At 68.7% G+C, this 11,646-nt stretch carries 13 protein-coding genes; all 13 read left to right on the forward strand.

Translation table 11 applies throughout. The annotated features are described in order from the left end of the window. Positions 1-22 precede the first annotated feature (22 nt). The 13 genes from glpX to N0B51_RS03335 all read left to right on the forward strand — a co-directional run bounded on the left by glpX (position 23) and on the right by N0B51_RS03335 (position 11,627). The gene (gene glpX / locus N0B51_RS03275; RefSeq protein ID WP_259960745.1) at positions 23-1,012 is read left to right on the forward strand and encodes a class II fructose-bisphosphatase; all 990 of its coding nucleotides are present in this window, start codon (positions 23-25) and stop codon (positions 1,010-1,012) included. A gap of 165 nt (positions 1,013-1,177) precedes the next feature. After that, complete coding sequence (locus N0B51_RS03280) at positions 1,178-2,848, forward strand: pilus assembly protein TadG-related protein (RefSeq protein ID WP_259960813.1); 1,671 nt, start codon at positions 1,178-1,180, stop codon at positions 2,846-2,848. Further along, positions 2,845-3,315, forward strand: coding sequence for a TadE/TadG family type IV pilus assembly protein (locus tag N0B51_RS03285; RefSeq protein ID WP_259960746.1), 471 nt, complete (start codon positions 2,845-2,847; stop codon positions 3,313-3,315). Before N0B51_RS03280 ends, N0B51_RS03285 begins: the two co-directional genes overlap by 4 nt. Further along, entirely contained in the window at positions 3,312-3,749 is a 438-nt protein-coding gene (locus N0B51_RS03290) for a TadE/TadG family type IV pilus assembly protein (protein ID WP_259960747.1), read from the forward strand. The genes N0B51_RS03285 and N0B51_RS03290 overlap by 4 nt, the downstream gene beginning before the upstream one ends. A gap of 131 nt (positions 3,750-3,880) precedes the next feature. Next, entirely contained in the window at positions 3,881-4,816 is a 936-nt protein-coding gene (locus tag N0B51_RS03295) for a ribose-phosphate pyrophosphokinase (protein WP_259960748.1), read from the forward strand. A 2-nt stretch (positions 4,817-4,818) separates the two neighbouring features. Beyond that, positions 4,819-5,601, forward strand: coding sequence for a histidinol-phosphatase (gene hisN / locus N0B51_RS03300; RefSeq protein ID WP_259960749.1), 783 nt, complete (start codon positions 4,819-4,821; stop codon positions 5,599-5,601). 158 nt (positions 5,602-5,759) lie between these two features. Further along, positions 5,760-7,685 carry a sulfatase-like hydrolase/transferase gene (locus N0B51_RS03305; protein ID WP_259960750.1) on the forward strand — a complete coding sequence of 642 codons (1,926 nt, stop codon included), beginning with the start codon at positions 5,760-5,762 and terminating at the stop codon, positions 7,683-7,685. A gap of 26 nt (positions 7,686-7,711) precedes the next feature. Then, on the forward strand, positions 7,712-8,470 hold the full coding sequence (locus N0B51_RS03310; protein ID WP_259960751.1) for an SDR family NAD(P)-dependent oxidoreductase: 759 nt from the start codon (positions 7,712-7,714) through the stop codon (positions 8,468-8,470). After that, positions 8,467-8,862, forward strand: coding sequence for a gamma-glutamylcyclotransferase family protein (locus N0B51_RS03315; protein ID WP_259960752.1), 396 nt, complete (start codon positions 8,467-8,469; stop codon positions 8,860-8,862). Before N0B51_RS03310 ends, N0B51_RS03315 begins: the two co-directional genes overlap by 4 nt. A gap of 124 nt (positions 8,863-8,986) precedes the next feature. Next, the gene (gene rpmI / locus N0B51_RS03320) at positions 8,987-9,190 is read left to right on the forward strand and encodes a 50S ribosomal protein L35 (RefSeq protein WP_259960753.1); all 204 of its coding nucleotides are present in this window, start codon (positions 8,987-8,989) and stop codon (positions 9,188-9,190) included. A gap of 14 nt (positions 9,191-9,204) precedes the next feature. After that, positions 9,205-9,561, forward strand: coding sequence for a 50S ribosomal protein L20 (gene rplT / locus N0B51_RS03325; RefSeq protein ID WP_259960754.1), 357 nt, complete (start codon positions 9,205-9,207; stop codon positions 9,559-9,561). Positions 9,562-9,717: 156 nt separating this feature from the next. Further along, positions 9,718-10,602 carry an AraC family transcriptional regulator gene (locus tag N0B51_RS03330; RefSeq protein ID WP_259960755.1) on the forward strand — a complete coding sequence of 295 codons (885 nt, stop codon included), beginning with the start codon at positions 9,718-9,720 and terminating at the stop codon, positions 10,600-10,602. Positions 10,603-10,730: 128 nt separating this feature from the next. Beyond that, positions 10,731-11,627, forward strand: a complete 897-nt coding sequence (locus N0B51_RS03335) for a helix-turn-helix domain-containing protein (RefSeq protein ID WP_259960756.1) — start codon at positions 10,731-10,733, stop codon at positions 11,625-11,627. The last annotated feature ends 19 nt before the right edge of the window (positions 11,628-11,646 follow it).

Genomic DNA, 11,646 nt, shown 5'->3' on the forward strand with positions numbered 1-11,646 from the left:
CGGATCCAGGGGTGAATCTCGAATGAACAATACCAACCCGATGCGTTCGAGCGTGCTCGACAGGGTCCTCGTCCTCGAAATGGTCCGCGTCACCGAAGCGGCCGCGATCGCCGCGTCCAGGCTCGTCGGCCGGGGCGACGAGAAGGCCGCCGACGCGGCCGCGGTCGAGGCGATGCGCAAGGCTTTCGACGAACTCGAGATCGACGGCACCGTGGTGATCGGCGAAGGCGAGCGCGACGAGGCCCCGATGCTCTACATCGGCGAGAAGGTCGGCGGGGCCGTCGGCACCGGTCCCCGGATCGACATCGCGCTCGACCCGCTCGAAGGCACCACGATCACGGCAAAGGCGGGGCCCAACTCGCTCGCCGTGCTGGCCGCGGCGGAAGAAGGCTGCCTGCTCAACGCGCCCGACACCTACATGGAAAAGCTCGCGGTCGGCCCCGGTTACCCCGACGGGATCATCGACCTCGCCAGGACCCCTACCGAGAACGTGAAGGCGGTGGCCGAGGCCAAGGGCGTGAACCCCGGCGACATCATCGTCTGCGTGCTCGACCGTCCGCGCCATGCCGACCTCATCGCCGAACTCCGCTCGCTGGGCTGCGGCGTGGTGCTGATCGGCGACGGCGACGTCGCCGGCGTTATCGCGACCACCGACCCCGACACCACGGTCGACTTGTACATGGGCATCGGCGGCGCGCCGGAGGGCGTGCTGGCCGCGGCGGCGCTGCGCTGCGTCGGCGGCCAGTTCAACGGCCGCCTCGTGTTCCGCAACGACGACGAAAAGGCGCGCGCACGCAAGTGGGGCATCCCCGACAAGGACTTCGACCGGATCTACCGGCTCGAAGAGCTAGCCAAGGGCGACTGCATCTTCGCCGCCACCGGCGTCACCTCGGGCTCGCTGCTCGACGGGGTCAAGCGGCTGCGGGGCGGCCGGATGACCACCGACAGCGTGGTGATGCGCGCCAGCAGCGGCACGGTCCGGTGGATCAAGGGCGAGCACCGCACCGCCTGAGCCCGCGCGCATTCCTGACCCAGGACGAGGATCGGCTCGACCCTATCGCAAGATAGCTATCCAAGTATAATACAAGAAAAATAATTAGTTAATACTTCAGAAATTGTTAGCTAGTTGAGAACAATCCGATGCCTGCCAAGTAGCGGGTACGGAGTTTCTGAAGTGATGCTTTCGGCAAAAGGTCGGCCGGGCTCGATCAGGACGATCACCCAGGTCGCGCGCGGGCTCTGGAGAAGTCGCGGCGGGAATGCCGCGCTCATGGTCGCGCTGGGAATGCCGGCGCTGATCGGCGGGGCGGGGTTCGCCGTCGACACCGCACAATGGTACATGTGGAAGCGCGAACTGCAGTTCGCCGTCGACCAGGCGGCGATTGCCGGCGCGCTCGCGCGGTCGAGCACCGATACCGAGGCGAGCTACGATTCGCGCGCGCGCCAGGAATACGCCGCGAACGTGTCCGCCGTTGCGGGAATCGCGACCAGGCCGGCGGACCTCAAGGTAGGGCTGGTCAACTATTCGGGCGGCGTGAAGAACTCGGTCACGGTGTCGGCCACCGCGACCAGGAGCCTGCCCTTCTCGAGCCTGCTCACCGGCAAGGCGGCGACGATCGGCGTGTTTGCCCAGGCCAGCTTCAAGGAAGGCGCTTCGTTCACCAGCTGCCTCACCGCGGTCAGCGAGGATGCCGAGGGCGCGATCAACATCGGCGGCAATTCGGTCCTGACCGCCGCCTGCGGGATGGCCGCCCTTTCGAAATCCGACCGCGCGATCACCGTCAGCGGCAATCCCACCATCGACGCAGGGTGGATCCTCGCGGCGGGCGGTATCGACGACTGGTTCCGCACCAATACCGACGACATCATCATGGAGCGCCTCGAAGGGCTCTACGACCCGTTCAAGGCGCTTTCGCCGCCCAACCCGGCCGAAACGCAGGTCACCCGGACCTATTCCTGCGTGAAGGGCAAGACCACGACGCGCGCCAACGTCCGCACCGATCTCGACACCACCTATACCTACTACAAGGGGTTCTCGCCCGACACCAACGGCGACGGCATCCTGACGAGCGCGGAACTCGCCGCAGCGACCTGGCAGCTCCAGGAAAACGCCAAGGGCAAGTCGCGCGAAACCAGCAGCACCACGTCCAGCATGGTCCTGGTCGAAAACAACACCGTCGACGGCGTGACCAAGACGACTACGCGCACGATCATCAAGACCAACAGTTCCACCGGGGCCAATGCGACCTGGGAGATGAAGACTACCGTGACCACCACGACGCAGTCCGGCACGACGGCGACGACCACGCCCGACCAGGCCACGGTGCTGCCGGGAACGTATACCGACATTCATGTCGGCTGCACGACGGTGTTCGCACCGGGCGTCTACGTGATCGATGGCGGCGGGCTGAAGATCACCGGCCAGTACGAGGTGACCGGGTCGGGCGTCATGTTCGTGCTGAAGAACGGCGCCTGGATCGACATCGCCGGCGGTGCGAACATCAACCTCACCGCGATCACCGCCTCGCAGCTGACCGCGAAAGGCGTTTCCGAAAGCGACGCCAACAAGCTGGCCGGGATGCTTGTGTTCGAGGACCGCAACTCGCCCGGCAGCGGCAAGACCAAGCTCAACGGCAATACGAACACGCTGCTGAACGGCACGATTTACCTGCCCATCAGCGCGATCGACTTTGCCGGAACGGCGGGCGTGTCGAGCCAGTGCCTGATGATCGCGGCGAACACCATCAGGCTGACCGGCACCGCCAACATGACCACCTTCTGTCCGTCCGGCCTCAACAACACGGTCAACGTGGTGAACCTCAAGGCCAGCGTGAAGCTCGTCGCATGAGCACCGCGTCGTCGCTTCTCGGGCGGGTCCTGCGCGACTCCGCGGCGACGATGGCGGTCGAAACGGCCGTGGTCGCCCCGGTCCTGGCGCTGCTCGCGCTGGGCGGGTTCGAGGCGAGTTCGCTGGTCGCTCGCAAGAGCGAGCTGGACAGCGCCGTCGCCGAAGCCGCCGCGATCGTCAGGGCATCCCCGCCTGCCGATGCGGCGGCACGCGAGGCGATCAGGAGCGTGGTCCAGGGATCGATCGATCCGACCGGCAGCAACCCCTACGACATCGTCACGGTCGATGAGATCTACCGCTGCGGGACCGGCAGCTACGTCCCGACGAAGCCCACCTGCGCCATGGCCGCCGACCTCACGACCTACATCGAGGTGAAGGTCATCGACAAATACGTGCCCAACTGGACGAAGTTCGGCGTCGGCAGTCCCGTCGATTACCTGCTCGTGCGCCGGGTGCTGGTGGCGTGAGCGTTGCTCCTTTCCTCGGCCGGCTGGCCCGCGCGCGGCAGGGGGCCGCAACGGTCGAGCTGGCAGTCCTTGCCCCGGCTTTCATGGCGCTGTTCTTCGGCGTGTTCCAGGTCGGTATGGCGATGCAGAACTACAACGCGCTGCGCGGCATATCCGCCGACGTCGCCCGCTATGCGCTGGTTCAGTATTCGACCGGCAACAAGCTGTCGAAGGAGCAGCTGAACAGCTACGCGCTGTCGGTCGGCCGTTCGGCGCCATACATTCTCGACAGCGGGCTGTATTCGGCGTCGATTACCCAGCCCGCAGTGCAGAGGGTCACCGGCGTGACCGAATTCGAACTCACGCTCAGGTACCAGGTCTTCAGCGTCATGCACGCCTACGGCCTGCGCGGTCCCTACATCACCTTCAGGCGGCCCATTTTCGTCAAGCCCTAGACCGCGGTCGTCCCGGTCGCGCGCCGGGAGCGGGCAAATCCCCCGCGACTCCGGAGCCGAATGTTGCATTGGAGCGAAGCTCCGCTAAGCCGCGCAGCATCCGAATCCGCCGTCCGAGGACCAGCGCGCCCATGAAGATCATGTCCGGCAATGCGAACCTGCCGCTCGCCCGTGCGATCGCGGGATATCTCGAGATGCCGCTGACCGACGCGAGCGTTCGCCGCTTCGCCGACGAGGAGATCTTTGTCGAGATCCACGAGAACGTGCGCGGCGAGGACCTGTTCATCGTCCAGTCGACGAGCTTTCCGGCGAACGACAACCTGATGGAACTGCTGATCTCGATCGACGCGTGCCGCCGCGCGTCGGCCAAGCGGATCACCGCGGTCGTCCCCTATTTCGGCTACGCCCGGCAGGACCGCAAGCCCGGCCCGCGCACGCCCATCTCGGCCAAGCTCGTCGCCAACCTGATCACCGAGGCGGGTGCCGACCGGGTGCTCGCGGTCGACCTGCACGCGGGACAGATCCAGGGCTTCTTCGACATTCCTACCGACAACCTGTTCGCCGCCCCGACGATGGCGGCGGACATCCAGGCCCGCTACGGCGAGCGCGACCTGATGGTCGTCTCGCCCGATGTCGGCGGCGTGGTGCGCGCCCGCGCGCTCGCCAAGCGGCTCGACAACGCGCCGCTCGCGATCGTCGACAAGCGCCGCGACCGGCCCGGCGAATCGGAGGTCATGAACATCATCGGCGATGTGAAAGGCCGCCACTGCATCATGATCGACGACATCGTCGATTCGGGCGGCACGCTGTGCAATGCCGCCGCGGCGCTGCTCGATGGCGGCGCGAAGAGCGTCGCCGCCTACATCACGCACGGCGTGCTGTCGGGCGGGGCGGTGGCCCGGGTCGACGGCTCGGCGCTCGAGGAACTCGTCATCACCGACACGATCCGCCCGACCGACGCGGTGGTCGATTCGCAGCGCATCCGCACGCTCACCATCGCCCCGCTGATCGGCGAAGCCGTGCGACGGATCGCCGACGAGAGCTCGGTCAGCTCGCTGTTCGACTGAGCGTGTCGCTCGATACCGACATCGCGCTGGCACACCGCCTCGCCGAAGCGGCGGGGGCGGCGATCCGTCCCTACTTCCGCGGCGAGATCGGCCTCGAATCGAAGTCCGACACCTCGCCGGTGACGCTGGCCGACCGGGCGGCGGAGGAAGCGATGCGCCGCATACTCGCCGCCGAAGCGCCGCGCGACGGGATCGTCGGAGAGGAGTTCGGCGCCGAGCGCGAGGGTGCGAGCCGTACCTGGGTGCTCGATCCGATCGACGGGACGACGAGCTTTGTGGCCGGACGACCGATCTTCGGCACGCTGATTGCCCTGCTGCGCGACGGGTTCCCGGTCCTGGGGGTGATCGACCAGCCGATCCTCGGCGAACGCTGGGTCGGGGCGATGGGCCGGCCCACCACGTTCAACGGCGCCGAAGTGCGCACCCGCGCTTGCCGCGCGCTGTCCGAAGCCCTGCTCGCCACGACCAGCCCGGGGGCGTTTTCCGACCACGCCGCCGAGCATTTCATGGCGCTTGCCGGGAAGACCGCGCATCGCCGGATGATCTGGGGCGGCGATTGCTACAACTACGGCCTCGTCGCCAGCGGACAGATCGACATCGTGTGCGAGGATTCGCTCAAGCTGCATGATTTCGCCGCGCTCGTCCCGGTGGTCGAGGGGGCGGGCGGCACCATGGCCGACTGGCACGGCGAGCCGCTGCACGCGGGGAGCGAAGGCCACGTCATCGCGCTCGGCGACCCCGCGCGGCTGGAGGAGGTGGTCGAGGCGCTCGCCTGCGCACACTGATCCTCCCCCCGCGCGCGCGTTAGCCTTATCCTAAACCGCCCGCGCTAGACGCGTGCGTCATGGCGACCAGCGCCCCCCTGCCGCGTTCGGCCCCTCCGCCGCGTCCCCGATGGTCGCGGGCGTGGTCGCGGGCACTCGCGTTCGTGCCCGGCGCCGTCGTGACTGCCACCGCGGTGCTCGAGCTGGCATTGGCGGATCGCAAGTTCGGCCTCTTTACCGGCGGGTTCGGGATGAGCCGAGCGGTCGACACCCCGGCCGAGCACGCCGTGTTCCTCGCCGGATACGCCGCCGCCACGGCGGTCTTCGCAATGATCGGATGGGCGCTCGCGCGCGCATTCACGCGCGGGCGGCCCGGATGGACTCCGGCGTACGTCTTCGTGCTCGTCAACGGCGCGCTGTTCACCGCCGTCCTTGCCGCGCAGTATCGGCTGGCCGCCTATTTCAGCGATGCCATGGGGTTTGCCCTGATGAAGCAACTGGGCGGCGGCAGCCTGGTCGACGCGCTGCTCTTCGGGGCCAGCGAGATCGGCGTCGCTCTCCTCGGGTTGGCCGCGCTCGCGTTCGCCGCCTGGCTTGCGGCTCGGCAGCTTGCCCGGCGCGTGCCCTCTGACCTTGCGCGCCCTGCCGGTCCTTCGCGGGGCGTGACCCTGGCCCTCGCGGCGCTGTTCCTCGCGCTCGCCTTCGCGGTTCCGCGCACGGGCAGCGACGCCGCTTACGCATTGCAGCGCACGCTCGCGTGGGGCGCGCTGACCGGGGCGCTCGACGCCGCGACCGACTTCGACCGCGACGGCTACGGGCTGTTCGCGATCCAGCACGACGAAGCGCCGTTCGATCCCGCGCGCCATCCGCTCGCGCTCGACGTACCCGGCAACGGGATCGACGAGGACGGGTACGGCGGCGACCTTCGCCTGGTGCCACTTGCGGTAACGCCCGGCCCGCAGGTGTTCACGGGCAACCGGCCGAACGTGGTCGTCGTCGTCCTCGAATCGACCCGCGGCGACGTGCTGGGCAAGCGGGTGAACGGAGAGCCGGTCGCTCCCACCCTCGAGGCGATCGCCAAGGCGGGCAGCGTCGCGCGGCCGGCATACAGCCACGTCGGCTTCACCACCGAAAGCCTCAAGTCGCTGTTCTCCGGCCAGCTCGTCCCGCGCGAGGGCGACCCGTCGCTGTTCCGCGACCTCAGGGCGAGCGGCTACCGGATCGGTGTGTTCTCGGGCCAGCCGGAGGATTTCGGGGGCATCGCGGCGACCGTCGCGATGCGCGAGACGGCGGACGTCTTCGTCGACGCCGAGACGCTGCGCGACAAGCGGGCGTTCGACTTTGCCGCGCAAGGCAGCCTGCTGGTCGACGAGGGCCATCTGCTGGCCGCCTTCGATCGCACGTTCGGGCGCGAGGACTGGGCGGGCGCAGGTCCGGCCGGGCAGCCGCATTTTGTCTATTTCAACTTCCAGTCGCCGCACTTTCCCTACGACCACCCGGGCGTCGACCGGCGCCTGACCGCGAATCCGCTTCCGCGCGCGGAGATCGACGCCGCCAACGCGCGCCGCGTGCGCGAGACGTACTGGAACGCGGTACGCTACGCCGATCGCCGGCTGGGCGAGCTGGTCGCGCGGCTGAAGGCCAAGGGGGTGTGGGACGACACCATCCTGCTCGTCTCCGGGGACCACGGCGAGGCGCTGTTCGAGAACGGCTTTCTCGGCCACGGGCACGTGATCGACCGCGAACAGTTCGCCACCCTGCTGGTCGCCAACCGGCCCGGGATGCTGCCCGAGGGGCCGATCGGGCTGGCCGACTACCGCGCGATCCTCTCCGCCGCGATCCGGGAACAGGCGCCGCCGCCGATTCCGGTCCCGCCGTTCCAGCACATCGGACCGCTCGACACGCCCACCGCGATCGGCCTCGCCGGGCCGGGCGGCGAGCTCACCAGTCTGCGGCTGGACACCGGCGAGGCGTGCTTTCGCGAGCGAGGCCGCTGCGCGCCCTACGGTTCGCTGGCTAAGGCCGAGCGGGCACGCGTCGATGCCCTCGTCGCGCGGTGGGGCTCGGAGCGCTGGCGCGCGCATCGGCGCGGATCCGGGCACTAGCGCGTCCCGGCCGCGTTGAGCCGGACATGGACAGGACCATCGCGATCACCGGCGGCGGGGCGGGCATCGGCCGTGCCACCGCGCTGCACTTTCACGCCCTCGGCTGGCGCGTCGCCGCGCTCGACAAGGACGCAGACGCGCTTGCCGAACTTGCAGCGCTGCTGCCGAAGGATCGCTGCCTGCCCTTGCGCTGCGACGTTGGCCAGGAGGCGCCGGTCACGCGTGCGTTCGACCGGATCGGCGAATGGCTGGATGGCGATCCGCTCACCGCGCTCGTCAACAATGCCGGCATCGCCGACCCCTGTTGCGGGCCGCTCGAGGACCTCGAACTCGCCGAATGGCAGCGCTGGATCGACGCCAGCCTGACCGCCGCGTTCCTCTGCACCCGCGCGGCGCTGCCGCTGCTGCGGCGCGCGGACGGCGCCAGCGTCACCAACATTTCGAGTACCCGGGCGCTGATGAGCGAGCCGGACACGTTCGCCTATGCCGCCGCCAAGGGCGGACTCGACGCGCTGACTCACGCGATGGCGGTCAGCCTGGGTCCCGAGGTCCGGGTCAACGCGGTCCTGCCCGGCTGGATCGAAACCGGCCCGTGGCAGAAGCAGGGCGAGCGGACCGACCCCGACCACTCGAAGGCCGCGCGCGCGCAGCATCCTGCGGGCCGCGTCGGCACGCCCGAGGACGTGGCCGACGCGATCGAGTGGCTCGTCGGGGCCGGATTCGTCACCGGACAGCGGATCGTCGTTGACGGGGGGATGACGGTAAAGATGATCTACGCGGCATGACCCGGCTGTTCTTCTACGGCGTCCTGATCGCGGAGATCGCGCCCCCGCCCGTGCGGCGACTGCTCGCGGGCATCGGCCCAGGGCGGCCCGCGACGGCGCGCGGGACCCTCTGGGCGGTCGACGACCCAGCGGGCGCGCATCCCGCGATGACGCCGGGCGGGGGGACGGTGAAGGGGGTTCTGCACGAAGCCGGTGCAGTCGACCTCGCCGGGCTCGACGCGTTCGAGGGTGCCGACTACGCGCGCACCCCGATCGCGGTCGATTGCGACGGCGCGCGCCTATCCGCCCAGGCCTACCTCTGGATCGCATCCACCGCCGGCCTCGAGCCCATCCCCGATGGCGACTTCGCACGCTGGCTCGCCGAGAGCGGGCGCCCTCCCATCGGGCACTGAAGGGCTTGCCTTGCGCGCCCTTCTCGCCTAGGGGCGCGCCCTTCACCGACACGTGTTTCACAGTCGGCCTGGCTATCTAGGGCTGCCAGGGCTGATTGGTGCGTGTCTTCGAAAGGAGACGAAAATGCCCAAGATGAAGACCAAGAGCGGTGTGAAGAAGCGCTTCAAGATCACCGCCACCGGCAAGGTCAAGCACGGGGTCGCCGGCAAGCGCCACCGCCTGATCAGCCACAATGCCAAGTACATCCGCCAGAACCGCGGGACCACCGTGATCGCCGACGCCGATGCGAAGACGATCAAGAAGTGGGCGCCCTACGGGCTCGATTGAGGAGGTACTGAGACATGGCACGCGTCAAAAGGGGTGTAACCACCCGCGCCAAGCACAAGCGGATCCTCGACCAGGCCAAGGGCTATCGCGGTCGCCGCAAGAACACCATCCGCGTCGCGCGGCAGGCGGTCGAGAAGGCCGGCCAGTATGCCTATCGCGACCGCAAGGTGAAGAAGCGGAACTTCCGTGCGCTGTGGATCCAGCGCATCAACGCCGCGGTTCGCGCCGAGGGCCTGACCTACTCGCAGTTCATGCACGGCGTTAAGCTTGCCGGCATCGAGCTCGACCGCAAGGTCATGGCCGACGTCGCGATGAACGAAAGCGCTGCCTTCAGCGCGATCATCGCGCAGGCGAAGGCCGCGCTGAACTAAGGCGACCGTTTCGACGGGCTTTCGGGGGCGTCGCGGGCACCGGCTCGCGGCGCCCGGGGCGTTTGTGCGCTTGACCTCGGCAGGCAGGCCGTTACTGTCGAAAACGTACAAGGGATAGCCCTGCGGGTCGCGTTTCACACCCTCGACAGGACGACCATGACGGACCAGCCACGGATCACCGTGCGCTTCTTCCGCCTGTCGGAGGAGCTGCAACCCTATTTCACCGCACTCTACCTCACGGTGATCGATGCCCGCGACGGGCTGGTCGCCGATCACCTGCACCCGGAATGGGCGGCGATGCGGTTCACCGAAGGCCCCCCTCCGATCGCTTGCATCGGCCCGGGCGAACTGGTGCCCCAATGGCCCTTCGTGGGCAGCGGGCCGACCAGCAAGGCCACCCATTTCGCGGTGCGCACCAGCCGGGTCTGGGGCCTTGGCCTGCAACCAGCCGGCTGGGCGCGGTTTGCCAGTGGCTCGGCCGCCGCGCTGGCCAACCGTACAGTCGACGGAAGCGCGCACCCTGCCTTCGCGACCTTTGCCGCGATCCTGCCGCAGATCATCGCCTGCAAGGACGGCGACGAGGCGAAGGCGCAGCTGGTCAACGCGCACCTGCTTGCCCATGGCGGGCGGGCCGATCGGCGCGAGGATGCCATCTTCGCCTGCCAGGAGGCGCTGCGCGATCCGGCCCTGGGCGAAGTCGCGGCGCTGCAGGAACGGCTCGGCATGCCGGTCAAGACGCTCGAGAGGTTCTGCCGCCGCTACTTCGGGTTCCCCCCCAAGCTGCTGCTCCGCCGCCAGCGTTTCGCGCGCAGTCTCGCCCAGTTCATGCTCGACCCGTCGATGAGCTGGATCGACGCGCTCGATGGGCAGTACCACGACCAGGCGCAGTTCGTGCGCGAGTTTCGCGAGTTCATGGGGATGCTGCCGAGCGAGTATTCCCGGATGCCGCATCCGATCGTGCAACCCATCATGCGCCAGCGGATGGTCGATCAAGGCGCGGCCGAGCCGCTCGACCTGCCGACCGTCGCCCGGTTCCGCTAGTCCGCGCCGCGCGCCTTGCCGCGGAGCACCGGGCTTGATAGCGTCGCATTCTTACAACAAGAGGCTGGCAAGCCGAACGAACTGCCGCGCCGCGACGCCCACTTCGCAATGGAGCCTGCGCCGACCCCATGCACGATCCGACGGTGCCAGCGCCAAATCCCGATTGCACGGTCGCCGTGCATTTCTTCGCGCCGCCCGCGGACCTGGAAGGTTGCCTGACGAGCATCTACCGGCTCGACCTTGCGGTGGCTCGACCCGACGTGGTGACCGACTGGCTGCAGCCGGAATGGGCCAACCTGCGGGTCTTTTCCGGCGCCCGCCCGTGGGCGCGGGTCGGCGACGGGGGCATTGTCGACGATGCGCGCTTCACCGTGACCGGGCCGAGCTCGCGCGGGACCCGCTTCGAGCTGGGGACCACCCGGATGTGGGGCATCGGCCTGCTGCCACTGGGCTGGGCCCGGCTGGTCGGCCGGCCCGCGGCTGCCTACGCCAACATGCTCGCCGACGCCGAACGCCATCCCGACTTCGCGCGCTTCGCCGGATTGCCCGCGGTGTTCGGCGACACGCCCGACGACGAGGCGGAGCTCGAGCGCATCGTCGCGATCCTGCGCCGGGCATCGCGGCCGCTCGCCGACGAGGAACGGATCGTCGCCGTCCATCGCGCGATGGTCGAGCTTGGGCTGGCCAAGGTCGCCGACTTCGCCGACCGGGCCGGGATGTCGGTGCGGGCGCTCGAGCGCGTGTGCCGGCGGCATTTCGGGTTTCCGCCCAAGCTGCTGCTTCGCCGGCAGCGTTTCGTCCGCAGCATCGCCGCCTGGATGCTCGGCGGGATGGGCAAGTGGACCGCGGCGATCGACGAGCTCTACACCGACCAGGCGCACTTCAACCACGAGTTCCACGAGTTCATGGGCATGGCCCCCAGCGAGTACGCGGCACTGCCCCACCCGATCCTCTCCGCGTTCATGGAAAGGCGGGCGACGCTCTGGGGTTCGCCCGCGCAAACGCTCGACAGGCCACGCGGATAGCCGCTGCGCGCTGCCCCCG

Origin of the sequence: Tsuneonella litorea, assembly GCF_025154015.1 — a bacterium.
In the GTDB taxonomy this organism is placed as follows: domain Bacteria; phylum Pseudomonadota; class Alphaproteobacteria; order Sphingomonadales; family Sphingomonadaceae; genus Tsuneonella; species Tsuneonella litorea.